Raw genomic sequence first — 17,444 nt, 5'->3', positions numbered from 1 at the left:
GGAGCCTCGGGGGAGGGGGTTTGGTCACAGGTGTGGATTAAAATTCTCCGATGACCTGTCCGTCGTCACGTACACACAGTTGACGGAGTGTGTTCATGTCGATGTTTTCAGACAGGAAGCGAACGGAGCCATCGGTCAGCACGGCGTGAATGCCACCCACGTGATGCGAGTTGAGTACGGTATTAGCAGAATAGGCACTGTTGGCGTAAGTCGGTGCACCGGAAGTCCAGAAAGCATTGGGAGGATTCCGTACGGTCGTGGTTCCGGCTGCATACCAGTAGCCACCCGAACTGAGGGGCAGCGGCGTGCCTGCATTCCAGGTGGAGAGACTGGCGTTGGCCCAGCCGTGCCAGGCACCCAGTGCATTGGCACCCTTCTGTGCTCCGTTCACCTGACCAGACTGTTCAGCAAGGATGATGGTATTCGAGGTTCCGTCGGTACAGTCGCGGAAACGGACACTCTTGTAGGGGATCATCATCCCGGTGTTACAGTTGCTGGAACTGCTCGCCAGCACATCACCGGTACAGACACTGGTGCGGCCCACGGGGTCGGGGGTGGCACCGGAGATACCTACGTAGTCGATGATCATACTCTGCAGACTGGGATCGGAGTTGCTGTCAGACAGGGTGTAGTCAGTTGTGTTGGTCATGCCGTAGGGATTGGACGGACATTTGTAAACGGGGATACGGACCGAATACAAAATGGTGTTTCCCGGAAATCCCGAGTGGGCCCAGTAACCATTGGGACGTGTCAGCTGCGAGTAGACATTGGCCTGGTCGATGTAGGGCAGGATGGCAGCACGCCAGTTAGAGTAGGAACCGGTCTGTGTTCCAATGGGGAGCGCCAGAAAATTATCGTTGTAGTTGTGGAGTGCGAGTCCCAGCTGTTTCATGTTGTTCTTACAGGTGGAACGGCGGGCTGCTTCGCGGGCCTGCTGGACAGCCGGCAGGAGCAGGGCGATCAGAATCGCGATGATGGCGATTACGACCAGCAGTTCAATGAGCGTAAAGCCACGTTTCGGGAGGGTACGTTTCAACATTGGTGGGTTCCTGGGAAAGAAAATGAGGCGGGAAAATTTCAGTTGTTGAAACACAAATGCAAAGCGGATGCCATATTTAACGATTATTAAAAAATAAAGTTAAATTGCACCTGATGTGATTCTGTCAGGACAGATTTTAATGATTATATGCAAAGTGATTGATGTGTTCTCGTGCTGTCATACATATGCTAAAACACTTATTGAAAGGAGTTTAGGTGAGATCAGCGAATTGAGATTCTGTACAAAGGAGCAAAACGGAGTTTGATCGTCGCTCATTGCAGAGGGGCGCGCAACTTGCCTGTTTTCTAATCAGAGCCTGCGCGGATTTTGGCATCCGGGTTCTGATCAATCGTTCTCTTTGTTTCCGGTCTCCCTTAATTTCCCGGGAGAGGGGGACGGGGATCCGAGGGCATGTCGAGCGGCGTTCCGGGGATCCAGAGCAGCCGTCCGGTGTCGGTCATTTTCTGCTCGATCAGGAGCTCTGCAATTTCTGAAAGGCGGTCCATGACTTTGCCGTGGAACGTCTTGGGGTTGGAAATATCGCCGGCGGGCAGACCAGTGAAAAGTTCGATGGCCTGGTTCACATTCGAGATCGCATAGATGTGGAACTGTTTCTGCCGAATGGCTTCGATGACATCGGAACGCAGGACGAGATTCTGCACGTTGGAAACAGGGATACAGACTCCCTGTGTTCCGGTGAGCCCGTGGGCTCGACAGACATCGAAGAAACCCTCGACCTTTTCGTTGACGCCGCCGATCGCCTGGACTTCACCCCACTGGTTGACTGATCCGGTGACGGCCAGATCTTGGCGGAGGGGGACTTCTGAAATGGCGCTGAGCAGGCAGAGGAACTCGGCGACAGTGGCACTGTCACCGTCAATGCCGCCGTAACTCTGTTCCATGGCGATGCTGGCGGAAAGGGTCAGCGGCTGTTCGCTGGCGTAGAGGTTCCGCAGGAGTCCTTCCAGGATCAGCATGCTTTTGTCGTAGGTATTCCCGCTCAAACGGCTTTCCCGTTCGATGTTGATGATGCCTGCGGTTCCGACGCCAACGCTGGCCGTGAGTCGAGACGGGCGGCCGAAGGCGTAGTCCCCCAGATCGGCGACGGCGAGCCCGTTGATCTGGCTGGTTTCGGAACCTTCCAGTTGAAACAGCAGCGTCCCATCGGAGATCAATTCCCGGATGCGTTCGGCCACCAGGTCAGAGCGGTAGATGCGTTCCTGAACCGCCTGGTGCACGTATTTTGCTTTGACGACCTTCTGTTTATCCTGCTCGGCCCAGAAGCCGGCTTCGCGGGCGACGTCGGCAACGTGGCTGAAAATGGAAGTCACTTTTTTCTTGTCGTCAGCCAGACGCGAGCCGACGCGGACCAGTTCTGCGACCGCACCCGCATCGAAGGGAATCAGCCCTTCCCTGTCACTCAACTGGCGCACGAGCATGCCGTAGATTTGTCCGGTTTCACTGTTGCGATTGATTTCCGTGTCGAACTCGGCTTTGACGCGGAAGATCTCGCGGAAGTCTTCATCATGCAGGTAGAGCAGATGGTAGATCAGCGGTTCCCCCATCGCGACGAGCCGGATATTGAGGGGGATCGACTCGGGCTGCAGGGCGGAGGTGGTAAACATCGAAAACGGATCCTGGATCTGGATTTCCAGGGAACGGCTTTTGAGCGTGCGTTTGAGTTCTTTCCAGACGAACGGTTCGACCAGGGCATCCATGAGATTGATGACCAGGTAACCTCCGTTGGCTTTATGCAGGCTGCCCGATTTGATGCGGGTGAAATTGGTCATCATGCGGCCGGCCCGGTCGACGATGCGTTCAATGGTGCCAAACAGGTTGCGGTAATTAGGGGCATCCTCAACGATGATCGGCGGCTCTTTGAGCTGGCTGTTATCGACAACCACGTTGACGCGATAATCGAGAAAACGCTGCTGGGGGTCCAGGCCTTCGCCCAGCATCATCTGCGCCATCTGGGGAGGCATGTCCGAGATGTCGCGAAACAGGTTGAGATGTTCGATAACATGCTGCTTGAAACGGGGGAACCATTCCTTGAGTCGCGGGGACTCGAACTTCTGTTGCAGTTCATTGATCATCGGTTCGATGATCTGCGTGGCAAATTTACGGGCGACTTCGCGAACGTCTGTCGATAACTGTCGCTGGATTTCCCGTTGTTCCTGCAGAACCCGACCGGCCATCTCGACGAGTTTATCCTGGTGGCTTTCGATATCCTGCATCTGCTCGGGAGTGAGTTTCTCGATCTCTTCCTGGGTCATGGGCCGACCCTCGGCGGTGAGGGGGATGAACAGCATTTGACCATCGGGCAGTTGCTGCACGGTCATCTCGTGTTCGCCGGCCAGCTTTTGCAGCTTATCGAAGACCTCGTCGCCCCGCTTGCGGTAGACCTGGCGGAGACGCTCTTTTTCCTTGCCGAAATCTTCCTCTTTAAATGCCTTGGGGAGCAGTTCCTGCAGCTGCTCGATCAGGTCTTCCATCTCCTGACGCAGCTGGATCCCCTGGCCGGCGGGAAGGTTAATGGCGTGCGGACAATCGGGTTCATCGAAATTATTCAGATAGACCCAGTCGTCGGGAATCGAATCGTCGAGTACGCGCTGTCTGAGAGCGTGGGTGATGAGCTCGGATCGACCGGTGCCGACCAGACCGGAGATGTAGATGTGGTAATTGGGATGTTTGATTCCCGTCCCCAGGTCGAGGGCCTTCAAGGCGCGGGGCTGACCGATGATATCCGTCAGCGGTTCGAGTTCTTTGGTGGTTTTGAATCCGAACGATTTGGGGTCGATATCGAGAGTGACTTCGTCAGCGCTGAGCGCGCGATACTGCGGAGTGTCCGTCATGCATTCCTCACCAGATCAGTCAAAGACTAGGGTTGTGGTTTCAGTTTCTGTTTGGGGATTCTCAATGTCAGAGTTCCCGCTTTGTTTTCGCGTTCTACTCGATGCGGGTCGACGGCGTGTTCGAGCGGGAAGCGACGGAAAAAACTGCCTTTGCGGCGTTCGATGCAGACCCCCTGGGCAGATTTCTCAACACAGCCGGACTGACGCCAGCCGGAGATGCTGAGGGAATGCGGGGTGACTTCGATATGAATTTCATCCGTGGGGACGCCGGGGATATCGGCTTCCACGAAATAGGAGTCCGGGGTTTCATAAATATCGATTTCGGGTTGCCAGCCTCCCGAGGGGCCGCAGATGCCCCACTGGCCATGGAGTAGATCGTCGAAGGCCTGATCAATCTGCTGTTCGATGTTGCGGACCCGGATGGGTTTCCAGGGAAGTTGTGACATGAGAGCACCTGTCGATTCTCGATAGTACATGAGAAGTAAGTCGCTGCCGACATACTGTTCAGTTTACCTGCTGGAGGAGACTTCGTCCAGAATCGGGAAGGGAGAGAGGGACTCAGATTGTATGGCGAGAGTCCAGCGCCTGTCTCAAGCCGGAAAAGAAAACACGGAAAACAGAGCAGGCGGGTTCCTGGTGGAAAGCGCCTGTCTGTTTCCCGTGGGCAGGCCTTAGCGGGCTGGTCGCTACTGCATGGGAGCGGTTGAATCCGACTTGAGTGGAATGATGCCACGGACGCCGAAACCACCGTTGGCTTTATTCATGTCGGTCCAGAGCGTTCCTTCACCCGCGTAGAGAAAGTTCAGTTCGACATTCTCGGGCAGGTTGGTGGCAAAGTACCAGTTGTTGTAGGCCTGGGGAGAACCGAAGGCATCGACGGCCAGACGGAAGCGGTCTGACTTCGATTCTTCAACCATCTTCTTCCCTTCGTTGGTCGCTTCCCCCAGAATGGTCACAGCCTGGGCCTTCAGTTCTTCGGTCTCCTTGTCGATGGCGGCGACCAGCTTTTCGGTTTCGGCTTCGATTTTTGCCGCTTCACGCTGACCGCCAGCCTTGGCTTCTTCCACCTGCTTTTCCGTGTCGGCGTTCACGGTGTCGGTAGCCAGTTCAACTTTATTTTCCGCTTCCCGGAGCCGGGCTTCTTCTTTGGCGGTGGACTGCTCTTCCTCGCGGGTGAGTTTTAATTCATCGGCGATGAAAGCCCGTTGAATCGGTTCGCGGACCTGTTTGGGAATATAGACATGTCGCACCAGGCCGTAGAGCAGGGTGATCTCCTTATCGTCCAGGACGCTGTGGAACTGGTCGAGGCAGGTCTTCTGGTAGACTTCACGATCGCTGCCGACCAGCAGCTGGACTGCCTTGTATTCCGAACCGTTGTTACGACAGATCGATTCGATCTGAGGCAGGACCACTTTCTTTTCGACCTGGTCGACGTTTCCGAATGTCCGGACAGCGTGAGCCGCCTGGTCGGGCATCAGCCCCCAGATGCCGGTGAAGTCGATATGGATCGGGAAGCCGTCCGCACTGGGGAAGGCGATGCCGCTGCGGGGATCGGAGATCTGTGGTTCGCCGTTTTCGTCCACGACGGTTTCTCCGAGTTCATCATGTTTGACTTCCACGGAGATGGTACTGTGACGGTACCCGATTTCCACGATGTCAATCTGCTGTTCGCGTCCGTTGACGGGATAGTTACCCGGGGGCAGCACTTTGTCCTGAACGCCTTTCTTCACGCCGGTCGCCTGGTTGTCAGAGAGCTGTGTGACCACACCGACGTAACCGGTGGGGATCTCGACCCAGCCAGCGACTTTCTGGGATTGTCCCGAGGTGAAGTCGATCCGTTTTTTAACTTCGACTGTGTAGCCGTAGGGATTCACGCGATAGCGGCCCGGGTGAAGTACCTTGCGGAGCACCCCTTTATATTCTGTGTGTCCGATGTCGCCGTCGACGAGGAAGTTGGCCCCTTCCTGGTTCTTTCCGAGTTTACAGGTGACTTCACCGATTTCGCCCGGCTTGATGACGACGTCGTCAACGAGTTTGCGTTCCCACCAGATGGGGCAGTAGAAGTGCCGTCCGGGGCCACGCATTTTTTCGAGGATGCCCATCTGGCCTTCCTTGGCCCACATGCCGGGCTCGGCCTGAATCCGTTGTCCGAAGATCAAGGGACCTTTGTAGCGGAGCTGCAGGCTCTGTCCTTCGGGGACATAAATGCGGTCGATGGTCCAGTGGAACAGGAAGGCGGCGATGGCCAGCATCATCGACAGCACGACAACGGGGATGATGATCAATTTACTGCGTTGCATTGGATTTCTCTCCATTCTGGAGTGGTTGTTTTTTCTGAATCAAATGTGTTTCTGTGAAATCACTTTTCAGTCGACACCGCGGTCACCGGTTGTGTCTTCGCAGGTTGCGGTGTGATTGGTGCAGAGTCAGCAAAGTGATCGAAGATTCGCATCAGCGGTGAGTCCGCCGTGTTGGTCATGATTTTTTTGAATCCAGGGGCCAGCTTCTGGTAGAGGACATAGCGTCCGAAGCTGGAACCGTCGCCGCCAAATGCTTCGACGGCCCGTTTCCAGCCCGCGGCATCCGCAACGTTCTCAAAGCCGATCACGGCAGATTCCGCACGGGCCTTGGCGAGGATCGCCTGGGCTTTGTCTTTGGCCGCTTCCAGTTGTTCCTGGGCGACTTCCTTATCCCGTTCTGCCTGTTCGAGGGCGACGCCCTGTTCCTGGCGGGCGAGGGTGATCTTTTTGATGATCTCCCGCTCTGCAGTCACGAGGGCTTTCTTCTGTTCGATGAGCGCCGTCTCGGTAGCGAGAACCGCTTCCTGTTCTTTCTGCAGGGTTTCCCGGCTGTACTGTCCTTTTTTCTGGACCGCAATTTCGCGGTTCCGCAGCGGTTCCGCGATGGCTTCCGGAGGTGTGATTGTGGTGATCAGTGCCTGCACGATTTCGATGCCCTGTTCTTTACAGGTCTCGGTGATTTTGGCCTGGAACTCCTTCTGGAAAGCCGCACGGGTTTCACCGCCGATGAATTCGCGGGCACTGGTGTTAGAACCCCGCAGTCGACAGAAGGCCCGGGCGTTAGGCATGATGACCTTGTTGATGATTTCGTCGGCAATCGCTGTCGAACCTGTTTCGTCGTTCGAAACATCGTTGTAGGTTACATACGTCTGAGCCGCGGTGGTGGGGATGACGCGGAACTCGATGACGCCGTCGAGGGTAATCGGGAAACCGTCCTTACTGGGGAACATCATCACGCCCCCCTGGGAGAGGTCGAACCGGAGCGAACGCGTATCGATGGCATTGATGCGGATCGTGTACGGGTTCAGGTAGTACGTACCTTCGTCCAGGGTTTCTTTTTGTGGACCACGGTGGCCGGTATCAACGAGTAACTGGTTGGGATCTTCGGGCATCGGACCGGCCAGGTTCGTGACGATGCCTTTGTAACCGGCGGGAATGACCTTGGGTTCCCAGAGCTCGATGATTTCGATGTAGTCGTTTTTGAGACGGGGGGCACCCACGGGTTGCTTGGAATTCCGATCGATGACCAGGGCGTTGATGGCATAACGACCTGGTTTGAGCACTTCCTGGATGATGCCTTTGTGCTTTTCGCTGGTCGACATGAAGTCGCCGGGGGGCAGATCTTCGCCATAGAGTCGAATGCGGACGCCCATTGCGTCGGCGGGAATTTCGACCATCGGATAAATTTCCCAGTCCCAGGTATAGCAGTTGTAGAAGTAGCGTCCTTCGGGCAGGACTTCCCGCTGGAGTCCTTTGTGAGTGGCTTCTTTCAGCGTGAGGTCAGGGGAGATTTCCTGATCGTTGCTGAGGTCGTTACCTGTCTTGCGTGTCAGGACGGCAAAGTGCCGGGCGGGGACGTCGATGCGAAACTGGGAGTAGACAACGTACCCGAAAATCATCAGGAATAAACCGCCGACGAAGAGGCCGGTGATCCCGAATTTCAGCAAAAGAAGTCTGGCTTTGAATCGTTCGTCGCTCATTTCTGCTCCTTTGATCGAGTCCGTCTCGACCGTGAATAAAAGCAATGTGTTTCTACAAGTCACTATCAATGTAGAAGATAGGTTGTTTTGATTTGCTGTGTTTCTTCAGAGACATGGCTGTCAGGAATCTGAAGCATGACTCTGTTGTTATTGAAAACGCTGGGGATTTCGGAGAGATCAAAAAATCGGTTCACCGAATGTCCGATTTCGGTCGATTTTCGCTAACCTGAATATCTGAAAGAGTTAAGGGACCGGGTTGTTTCTGGCGACAGGATTTCTGAAAAAAGTGCGGATTTTCCTCTCTCAAATCACCCTGAAAACGTATTAAGTATGGAAGGAAAAAAGGGATCATGAGGATCCGAAAGGGTTGCGAGGAATGGACTCGTCATCCACCTCGCCTGTTGAAAGTGTGAGAAAGGAGGCTGGCTGTTAGTACCTCATATCGAAATTGGAAGGCAGCTCCATAATCGAGGGCGAATTTCGCGATAAGTGGGCTGAGGTCGTTGGGCCGAGGCATCCTGCATACGGGGAACTGTGATTCGCACGCTTATGGAGCTGATTGGCTGGTGCCTAGAAGGGTAGCAGCTTTTTTTATGCGCGGTATATCATCTTCGCGCTATGGCAGCGCAGCTCTTTACTTTGTTTCTTAATGTTCCTGTGCAGGTTTACCGCTGCCTGATGAGCTTCCAGGGTGGGCGCTCAGCGACCAGAATTCTGCGATCATGGCTGTTAAAGCGGCTGTGGTGCCTGCATGGGCGATTTCAGACACTGGCATATGAATTGCACCTTAATCTGGCTGGTCCATTATTAAGGAGAACCCATCATGGCATATCGCAAAGTAGAAGATATTTTAGGACTTGTCGAGTCTTTTCATAAACGGATGCGTCAGGCGCTGGAACGCGTGGAAGTGGAATCCCGATCCGAAAGCGTGGAATGGCTCTCCAAAGAGTTACGGGCGCATGAGCTGCACTGGCAGGCCGCTCTGAACGGATACGGAAAGCGGGTGGCAGAAGGCGTGCTGGATACGTGGCTGCAGTACATCCCGGATGAGGATGTACGCGAGCAGCTGGATTCCATTCGGGTACAGCGTGATATGACGCTGGATGAATTGAACGATATGAATATCCGGTTTCGCCAGGCATTGATTCAGTTGTATGAATCTCTTGCCAATGGTTCTTCCGCACCGCGTGTGAAAGAACTGTTTGAGCAACTGCTGGAATATGAAAAATCAGTGATCGCAGACCAGAGTCAGAAGTCACGAGAATCGGACCTTGTGGATGCAGACAGTCTGCCTCGCTCGCAGTCATCATGATCAGTTCATGATTGAATGAAACTGAAAAAGCCCCGGCAAGCAGGTTGTGTTGCTTGCCGGGGCTTTTTTGTTTCAGCCGGACCTTGCAGGCTGGGTTTCACTCAGATCAGGACGGCGTTTCTGACCATTCCAGCTTATCGTGTTTCGGTGCCGTCGAAGTGAAGAAGAGTGCCCTTACTGCATCGGAGAGGTTTTGCACATTTGCATCCCAGTACTCGGCTTCGGCGACATGCACGCAAATCAGCATCAGGCTGGGGTCTTCCGGACCGCCGGAGAACCATTCATTCAGGCTGTCGGTCCAGAGCAGCTCTGCTTTCTGCTTGTTCTGGATGAGCTGTGCCTGGCCGGAAATGGAGATGTAGCGGTCTTCCCTCGGTTCCGAATAGACGAGATTCACATGCGGGTCCTGCTCGATTTCTTTGACCTTGGGATCATCGGCGTGGGTAAACAGCCAGAGTTCACCATCGAACTCGTGTCGGGCTGTGATCATGGGTCTGCTTCTCATGCCTGCTTCAGAAGAGTGGGTTGTAAGCATGCAGATTTTAATATTACGGATCAGTTCACGCAGTGTCTCGATCGACTGCTGACGTTCCTGTTGTTTCGGTTCTTGCTGATTCATTGATTCACCTGTTGATTCTAAAAGAAAAGCTGACCGATGAAAATGAATGAATTGGCAGGAAACATTTCCATCGGCCAGCGAGAAAGCGTAAGACGAGTGATCACAGGATGCGCTGGTTACTGATGGCATTTAAGTAACCAGCACATCTCAATCAGTAATGACCACTCGAATTACGCCCCTGCAACGAGCTTTTCTCCGGCGTCGCTCCATGACTTTGATCCCCCTTCGTAATCATAGACATTGGAGAAGCCTGCCTCTTCCAGCTTCTGTGCCGCCTGTTCGGAGGAACCGCAATCTTCGCTCGCACAGTAAACGATGACAGGCAGTTCTTTGCTGCCAGCTGCCTGTTCCACCTGCGAGACGAAATTGTCCTGCTGCTGAGGGATGTTCATGGAATTCGGGATATGCGCCTTCTGAAAGTCATCCTGTGATAGGGTGTTGACGAGAATACCTTTTTCATTGCGCTGCATTTTGCCGCGGAGTTCTTCGGTCGAGATCGTTTGCATGATCGTCCTCCTGAATTAATTGAAAACTTTTGTAGTAGCAGTCGGAGAAGAGTGCAAAACGCATACCACCACGGTACTGCTTTTGCTGATATTGAGGAGGGGCTGGTTAATACCATGAAGGCCCCTGCTTCAGCAGAGATGAGTTTCATTTATCAGGGATTCATCTCGGGCCTGATGAGTTGACCGGACAGTCTGTCGCACCTGTGTGACAGGCTGTCCGCGTTTTTGGTGGGGTGGACTGCTGTCTGAGCGTTCGTTCTGGTCGTTTGTCAGTCTTATCGCAAGCTTAGTCATTCCAAATAGAAAGAAGTTGCTGACTCCATGTCATTATTCGAGTTGCAGACAAATCCGCTGGTATTGAATGTGCTCCTGTTCAGTCTCGCAGCCGGGGGAGTCTGGCTATGTGGTTCGAGGCTGAGTTACTACGTCGATCTGATCGCGGAACGAACAGGGATTGGGAAAGCGTTCGCCGGTGCGCTACTGCTGGGAGGTGCGACCAGTCTGCCCGAACTGGGGACTACACTCAGTGCCTCTGTCTCTGGTGCTGCGGAGATGGCGGGGAACAATCTGCTGGGCGGGGTGGTGATGCAGATCGCAGTGCTGGCCGTACTGGATGCGATTTTCCTGCGAAACAAGCCGCTGACGCTGTTCTCTCCTAAAGCAACGCTCCTGGTGCAGGGGGTGTTTCTGATCCTGATGTTGAGCTTCAGTATCATTACGCTGGTGACCGGCGAACTGCTGGTGGTCTGGGGAGTCGGGCTCTGGCCCGTGCTGCTGTTCCTGGCCTATCTGTTTTGCCTGGGAGTATTTCATCGCTATGAAGGGGAACCACGGTGGGAACCTGCGGGAGAATTCAAGCAGCCGATTGAATCGCCTCGTGATGTGAAAAATGCACATCCCGAATATCGTGATCTGAGTACCCGACAACTGGTGAATCGTTTCGTTCTGGCGGCGGTTGGTGTGCTGGTGAGCGGCTTTGTCGTGGCGCGGACGGGGGAAGTGCTGGCGGATCAGAGTGGTCTCGGTCAGAGCCTGATCGGTGCGACGCTGGTCGCGCTGGCGACCAGTCTGCCGGAGGTCAGTACTACGTGGACTGCAGTCCGTTTCGGTGCTTACAGTATGGCGGTGGCAAATATTCTGGGGACGAACCTGTTGGAAGTCGCGCTGTTTCTACCTGCCGATCTGGCGTATCGGGACGGGGCAATTATTGACAGCCTGGATCCCTCTGCAAGTTTTCTGGCAGCGCTGGGAATCATCTGCACCGGGCTGTATCTCTGGGGGATACTCGAACGCCGCGATAAGACCATCCTGGGGATGGGCTACGATTCGGCCATGATTCTGCTGGTTTATGTCAGTGGCATGGGCCTGTATTACTATGTGCTTTGAGCAATACATTACCGATGTCTGTCAGGCCTGTTTCTGCCGGGACGAACGTGCCCAGTTGATCAATCCGCCTGCCAGCAGGATCTCACGCTGACGTTCTGAGAGTCCATGCCGGGCCGTGATGGTTGTGTGGCCGTTAACGTGGACCTGGATTGTCGGCTGATCTGCGACCTGATGCCTGAGTGATTCCATGTGCAACAGTACGTTCTGCTCAATCTCTGCGTAATCGTCCGGGTTTTCAAAAGTGAGGGGGAGAATGCCGAAGTTGACGAGGTTCTGCCAGTGGATGCGAGCAAAGCTTTTGACGATGACCAGTCTCAGCCCGAGATAGCGCGGGGCGAGTGCTGCATGTTCGCGACTGGAACCCTGTCCGTAGTTCTCACCGGCCACGATTGAATGACCGCCGGCTTCGCGGATATGCAGAGCGTGTTCTGCATAGCTGGAGTCGATTTGTTCGAAAGCGAACTTACTGATTTCGGGAATATTGCTGCGATAGGGGAGGACCCGGGCACCAGCGGGCAGGATTTCGTCTGTCGAGATGTTATCGCGCATTTTGAGTAGTATGGGAACCTCGAGTTCGTCGGGCAGAGGTTCAAATTCCGGGATGGATTTAATATTTGGTCCTTTGCGTAGTGCGAACTGGGTGAGGTCGTCATCCATAGGCGGTGCCTGAAAGAGTTCGTCGCGACTGGTCCGAACCTGGGGGATCTCGATTGAGGGGCAGGGCATTTCCAGCGTGCGGGGATCGGTGATGCATCCGGAGAGTGCGGAAGCGGCAGCCGTCTCAGGGCTGACCAGGCAGACCTTGTCTTCCCGGGTTCCACTCCGCCCGGGAAAGTTGCGGGGAACGGTACGCAGACTGATCTGGTCGGTAGCAGGAGCCTGCCCCATGCCGATGCAGCCATTGCATCCCGCCTGGTGGATACGGGCACCGGACTGGATCAACGCGCCTAAAGCACTCTGTTCGACCAGGGACATCAGGATCTGCCGTGAACTGGGATTGATATCGAGTGATACGCGCGGATGAATGCGGCGGCCCCGGACGATCTCGGCAGCGATAGCGAAGTCGCGATAGCCGGGATTGGCAGAGGAACCGATGTAGGCCTGGTAGATGGGGGCGCCGGCCTGTTCGCGAACAGTGTGCACATTGCCCGGACTGGAGGGGAGTGCGATCAATGGTTCCAGGGCCCCCAGATCGATTTCGTCCTCAATGTCATAGCTGGCATTCGCGTCGGCTGTCTGTTCCGTATAATCGTCCGCGCGTCCCTGTTCGTGCAGGAAATGCTGAATCTCTGTGTCAGCCGGGAAGACCGTGGCGGTTGCGCCGAGCTCCGCGCCCATATTGGCGATCACATGGCGGTCCATGGCCGAGAGTTGTTTCAGACCGGGACCGTGGTATTCAATAATGCGATTCACGGCTCCTTTGACGTCGTGCCTACGCAACATTTCGAGAATCAGATCTTTGGCGCTGACCCAGTCGGGAAGCGTGCCTGTGAGATGAACGCCCCAGATCTCGGGCATCTTGAGATAGAAGGGAAAGCCTGCCATGGCCATCGCGACTTCGAGTCCACCTGCGCCGATGGCCAGTATCCCGAGTGCGCCGGCGGAACAGGTGTGGCTGTCTGAGCCGAGCAGTGTTTTGCCTGGCTTGCCGAAATATTCCTGGTGCAGGGGATGACTGACGCCATTCCCGGGACGACTGAACCAGATGCCGAAACGCTGGCAGGCACTTTGCAGGAAGAGGTGGTCATCGGGATTTTTGAAATCTTCCTGCAAGAGATTATGATCGACGTACTGCACGGAAACTTCGGTCTGCACGCGATCGAGCTGCATCGCTTCGAGTTCCAGCATGACCAGGGTACCGGTGGCGTCCTGAGTGAGTGTCTGATCGATGTGGAGACCGATTTCTTCTCCCGGTTCCATAGTACCTTCGACCAGATGCGAGCGGATGAGCTTTTGAGCAAGATTAGCGGCCATGACTGACTCCTTGGAAAGGGCGGGCGCTGAGAGCCCATTGATCTTGGCGCGAGTGAGTCGTGCTTTGATTCAGTGAACCCGCTTAAAAATTGATTGTAAGTAAAATGTTGCCCCTGGGCCGGTCCCTGTCTTAGAAGCCGCGGAGCTGAATTGCCTCCCTGACACGTTGTGTTCCAATTGTGTAAGCAGCCAGACGGCGGGAAATCTGTTCTTCGCGGGCATACGAGGTGAGGTGATTCCAGGCCTGGTGCAGTGTTTCTTCCAGAATGTGATTGACTTTTTCTTCTTTCCAGCTGTAACGTTGTCGGTTCTGTACCCATTCAAGGTAGGAAACCGTCACGCCACCGGCATTCGCGAGGATATCGGGGATCACCGGGATGCCCCGTTCTTCGAGACGTTGATCGGCTTCACAGGTGACCGGGATGTTGGCTGCTTCAACGATGAGCCGGGCTTGAATGTCTTCGACATTCTCTTCATTAATGACCGCCTCCACGGCAGCGGGAATCAATACATCGACATCGAGGGTCAACAGTTCTTCATTTGTGATCTGCTCTGCGGAAACAGCCAGCTCGTTCAAGCGGAGCTTTTCGTGCGGCTGTTGACGGACTTGGAGTATCTCAGGAATGTCGAGTCCTTCGGGGTGATACAGGCCTCCGTCCTTATCGCTGATGGCGACGACTCTGGCTCCGAAGTCATGTAGAAACTGTGCAGTATAACTGCCAACATTTCCGAAACCCTGAATCGCGATGCTGGCATCCTGAATGTCTATGTTCGAGTCTTCGCAGGCCCAGCGGGTGACGAAAGCGACCCCGTGGCCTGTTGCCTGGGTTCGTCCTTCCGATCCGAAGAGTTGCAGCGGTTTGCCAGTCACAGTGCCTGGTTCGAAACCATGATCCTGCGAGCGGGCTTCGAGGATCCAGGCCATTTCCTGAGGGCCGGTGCCCATGTCTGGGGCGGGGATATCGTGATCGGGGCCAAGCATTTCATCCAGGCGTTCGACAAAACGTTTTGTGAGGACTTCCATTTCCTGTTGATTCAGGTCACGCGGATTGCAGTTAATGCCCCCCTTGGCACCGCCAAAGGGAATATCGACCAGCGCGCATTTCCAGGTCATGACGGAAGCGAGATCACGAAAGTGATCGAGGTCGACATCGGGATGGAAACGGAGTCCTCCCTTGAAGGGCCCGCGGCTGTGATTGTGTTGCACGCGAAAGCCGGTATAGAGTTTCATACCCCCTTCATGATCGACAATTGGCAGACCGAATTTTATTTCACGGTACGGCGTGATCATCAGGTGCCGCATTTCATCACTGACGCCCTGACGATCCAGAGCCGGGTGGATGAACTGACTGATAGCGGAAGGCATCTTTCATTCCTGTCTATTCAAGACATTTCCGGCGCTTTATCGTACCAGCAGCGGGGAGGCTGGCTGGCACGGTTAGGCACCAGGGCAAACATCAATAATAATAAGCCGGTCATAATCAGGTTCTGGAGTGCGGGGGGAATTGGAGCCGGGACGGCGAAACGTCCATAGCCGATCAGCGCCAGCGCAAGAAAGAAGATCGCTAAATGTGCGTGGCGCAGTGGCGGCCAGTAAGAAACCAGGCTGAGGCAGATGATCAGCAGGGCAGAAGCCCAGGTCACAGCCGTCAACGCAGGCACCTGTTCTCCTGCAGTGAAGATAAAGGGACTGATAGCGAGCCAGCAGCCCAGCATGAATTCAATAACGCGCGACCACATGCGATTCTCCCTCGATAACTCAGGTTCTCTGTACCATCTCACTGGCGATTTCGTCGGCGATTTTTGTGGGACGTCCCCAGAGTACCTGCCAGAGCACTTTTTTATCGTGTGTCCGCTGCCAGACGCGATAGAGCAGCTTGAGCGAGGCATAGACTTCGTCATAAGCCATCACGACCAGCACCAGTGAGATGACCGCGGTGATCAGACAGAACAGACACCAGTTGCCGACAATCGTTGCCTGGCAGACAACGAGAATTGCACTGACGATTCCCAGCGGAATGACATCGATCCCAAACAGAATGACCAGCCAGGGACGGTACTGCCAGCGACGGGTCGAACCAGCCAGACCGAAAATTGCATCACCCAGATACGCGAGCGCACCCAGGGCTGCGTCCGGCACTCCGAACCAGTAATGCATTTTCAAGGCGACATCTGAGGTCAGTACCCTCCGCGTCTGTTCGCCGAAGACCGGATCCCAGGGGGCTTCGATCAGCCCCCACTGAAAGAGAGCCATGTGCCCTGCCAGTAAGAAGGCGATGCAGGCCAGAACGCAGATCGGGATCCGCTGACTCCAGGTGGACGGGTTATAATCGAACGGCGGAACTGCGACCTCAAGGTCAGCCTGTTCTGCGGGATACCCTTTGAGCGATAACTGGCTCATTTCCGGGCTCCCGTGGCTTCGAGCTGCGGCAACTCACGAGGAACCGGCAGGCCGTTTTCCTCATACCAGGCTTTGGGATCGTCGAGCAGCGCGTCGATCATATCGGGCAGTGTTTCGCGGAGCAGATGCCGGGGTTCCCAGCCAAGCTGTTCCCGGGCCCGTTCTGCGCTGACCGGATAGTTCTGGTCGGCCAGATCGATCATCCAGGGCTTAATGAACGGGGCGTCCGAGTCTGCTGCGAGCTGATCTTTCACCCAGGCACCTGCCTTGGCGGCGGCTTTGGGAATCCGAATAGCGGGCCACTGGTCCCCATGCAGATAGAGTCCGATTTTTTCCTGCAGTTCTTCGTAGCTCATGACATCTTCTTCACCGATGACGAACAGGCTATGTTCCGGAAGTCGACGGCGATGACCGATGACGGCTTCGAAACAGCCGACCAGATCGTTCAGATGCAGAAAGGCCTGGCCGTGGGTTTTGTCGCCGGGGAAGAAATAACTTTCCAGCTTCTTCTGGAAGATACGAGAGATCTGCTGCCCGATGGGAATCGAGTGACACTGCTCATCATAGACACCGGCCAGACGCAGGATGACGGTCGGAATCGATCCGGCGTACTGCCGAATGGTAGACTCGGCTTCCAGCTTGGACTGGGGGTATTGCCATTCCGCTTCGACCGGTGATGATGCCTTAATGAGCTCCCCGTCGTCGACTGACTTTTGCACCAGCAGAGAGCTTGAGAAGATAAACTGCTCGACGTCAAAATCCTGCAGCCCCTGTAAGAGCCGTCGAGTCCCCGCTACGGTCAGATCCTGGTACAGCGGGCTCGGCTCGCCGGAAAAGTCGTAGTAGGCGGCCAGGTGAACCACGCTGGCGATTTTACTGCCGTGCTGAACCTTGAGGTCTGACAGCGCGCGGGCGACCGAATCATCGTCTGTCAGATCACAGGAGATCCATTCTGCGGAATGCTGCTCTTTGGGCAGTGGTTTGACATCAAAGGCGACCACCTGGAACTGTTCTGAGAACGCTTGAACGAGTCGTGTGCCGATCAACCCGGCTGCTCCGGTAACCAGAATAACGGGTTTCTCTATCGATGTGCCATTCATGCTCTGCCTCCCTTCTGTTGGTTTCGATTGAAATTCAGAGAAAGAATGCCGCAACTGGAATGCCAAGCAGGGATTTTTCCTCTGGTTTGCAACAATCTGCAGAGAATGCAGTCATATTGCCGTACTTATGACTTTAGGCATGTCAGATTGACTTTCCCGCTGATCGCTGAGCCGTCAGGCTGATTGCTGACCAGCCCGAAAACAGGGCGGAATAATGCTAAAAGAAACGATTATATGTGCAATTCTCCATGGCAC

15 protein-coding genes are annotated in these 17,444 nt (G+C 54.9%); 2 read left to right on the top strand and 13 right to left on the bottom strand.

Annotation, left to right across the window (positions count from 1 at the left end; genetic code table 11):
* Positions 1-37: 37 nt before the first annotated feature.
* The 6 genes from FYZ48_RS07265 to FYZ48_RS29780 form a co-directional block, all read right to left on the bottom strand.
* Positions 38-1,039 (bottom strand): DUF1559 domain-containing protein, encoded by a 1,002-nt coding sequence (locus FYZ48_RS07265; RefSeq protein ID WP_145188685.1) that lies wholly within the window; start codon positions 1,037-1,039, stop codon positions 38-40.
* A gap of 374 nt (positions 1,040-1,413) precedes the next feature.
* Positions 1,414-3,891 carry a Lon protease family protein gene (locus tag FYZ48_RS07260; RefSeq protein WP_149338922.1) on the bottom strand — a complete coding sequence of 826 codons (2,478 nt, stop codon included), beginning with the start codon at positions 3,889-3,891 and terminating at the stop codon, positions 1,414-1,416.
* Between the two features lie 26 nt (positions 3,892-3,917).
* Positions 3,918-4,337, bottom strand: a complete 420-nt coding sequence (locus FYZ48_RS07255) for an Hsp20/alpha crystallin family protein (protein WP_187781912.1) — start codon at positions 4,335-4,337, stop codon at positions 3,918-3,920.
* 240 nt (positions 4,338-4,577) lie between these two features.
* The gene (locus FYZ48_RS07250) at positions 4,578-6,191 is read right to left on the bottom strand and encodes an SPFH domain-containing protein (protein WP_149338918.1); all 1,614 of its coding nucleotides are present in this window, start codon (positions 6,189-6,191) and stop codon (positions 4,578-4,580) included.
* A 59-nt stretch (positions 6,192-6,250) separates the two neighbouring features.
* Complete coding sequence (locus tag FYZ48_RS07245) at positions 6,251-7,891, bottom strand: SPFH domain-containing protein (protein ID WP_149338916.1); 1,641 nt, start codon at positions 7,889-7,891, stop codon at positions 6,251-6,253.
* A gap of 646 nt (positions 7,892-8,537) precedes the next feature.
* Positions 8,538-8,666: a hypothetical protein gene (locus FYZ48_RS29780; RefSeq protein WP_261344350.1), complete on the bottom strand. Its 129-nt coding sequence runs from the start codon at positions 8,664-8,666 to the stop codon at positions 8,538-8,540.
* A gap of 48 nt (positions 8,667-8,714) precedes the next feature.
* Here FYZ48_RS29780 and FYZ48_RS07240 point away from each other — a divergent pair, with 48 nt between their 5' ends.
* Entirely contained in the window at positions 8,715-9,203 is a 489-nt protein-coding gene (locus FYZ48_RS07240; RefSeq protein ID WP_149338914.1) for a hypothetical protein, read from the top strand.
* Between the two features lie 106 nt (positions 9,204-9,309).
* Here the strand turns inward: FYZ48_RS07240 and FYZ48_RS07235 are convergent, their stop codons facing one another.
* Both FYZ48_RS07235 and FYZ48_RS07230 read right to left on the bottom strand, forming a co-directional pair.
* The gene (locus tag FYZ48_RS07235) at positions 9,310-9,822 is read right to left on the bottom strand and encodes a pyridoxamine 5'-phosphate oxidase family protein (RefSeq protein WP_149338912.1); all 513 of its coding nucleotides are present in this window, start codon (positions 9,820-9,822) and stop codon (positions 9,310-9,312) included.
* A 170-nt stretch (positions 9,823-9,992) separates the two neighbouring features.
* Complete coding sequence (locus FYZ48_RS07230) at positions 9,993-10,328, bottom strand: rhodanese-like domain-containing protein (protein WP_149338910.1); 336 nt, start codon at positions 10,326-10,328, stop codon at positions 9,993-9,995.
* Positions 10,329-10,649: 321 nt separating this feature from the next.
* Between FYZ48_RS07230 and FYZ48_RS07225 the strand changes: the two genes are divergently transcribed.
* Complete coding sequence (locus FYZ48_RS07225) at positions 10,650-11,714, top strand: sodium:calcium antiporter (RefSeq protein ID WP_149338908.1); 1,065 nt, start codon at positions 10,650-10,652, stop codon at positions 11,712-11,714.
* Between the two features lie 21 nt (positions 11,715-11,735).
* Here the strand turns inward: FYZ48_RS07225 and FYZ48_RS07220 are convergent, their stop codons facing one another.
* The 5 genes from FYZ48_RS07220 to FYZ48_RS07200 form a co-directional block, all read right to left on the bottom strand.
* Entirely contained in the window at positions 11,736-13,688 is a 1,953-nt protein-coding gene (locus FYZ48_RS07220) for an aconitate hydratase (protein WP_149338906.1), read from the bottom strand.
* Positions 13,689-13,818: 130 nt separating this feature from the next.
* Positions 13,819-15,054: a Glu/Leu/Phe/Val family dehydrogenase gene (locus FYZ48_RS07215; RefSeq protein ID WP_149338904.1), complete on the bottom strand. Its 1,236-nt coding sequence runs from the start codon at positions 15,052-15,054 to the stop codon at positions 13,819-13,821.
* Positions 15,055-15,071: 17 nt separating this feature from the next.
* Positions 15,072-15,428 (bottom strand): hypothetical protein, encoded by a 357-nt coding sequence (locus FYZ48_RS07210; RefSeq protein WP_149338902.1) that lies wholly within the window; start codon positions 15,426-15,428, stop codon positions 15,072-15,074.
* Positions 15,429-15,447: 19 nt separating this feature from the next.
* Positions 15,448-16,089 carry a vitamin K epoxide reductase family protein gene (locus tag FYZ48_RS07205; protein WP_149338900.1) on the bottom strand — a complete coding sequence of 214 codons (642 nt, stop codon included), beginning with the start codon at positions 16,087-16,089 and terminating at the stop codon, positions 15,448-15,450.
* Positions 16,086-17,189 carry an NAD-dependent epimerase/dehydratase family protein gene (locus FYZ48_RS07200; protein WP_149338898.1) on the bottom strand — a complete coding sequence of 368 codons (1,104 nt, stop codon included), beginning with the start codon at positions 17,187-17,189 and terminating at the stop codon, positions 16,086-16,088. Before FYZ48_RS07200 ends, FYZ48_RS07205 begins: the two co-directional genes overlap by 4 nt.
* Positions 17,190-17,444: the final 255 nt, after the last annotated feature.

Source organism: Gimesia chilikensis (assembly GCF_008329715.1).
In the GTDB taxonomy this organism is placed as follows: domain Bacteria; phylum Planctomycetota; class Planctomycetia; order Planctomycetales; family Planctomycetaceae; genus Gimesia; species Gimesia chilikensis.
The sequence above is the reverse complement of the archived record's forward strand: the minus strand, read 5'-3'. Positions and strand labels throughout refer to the sequence as shown.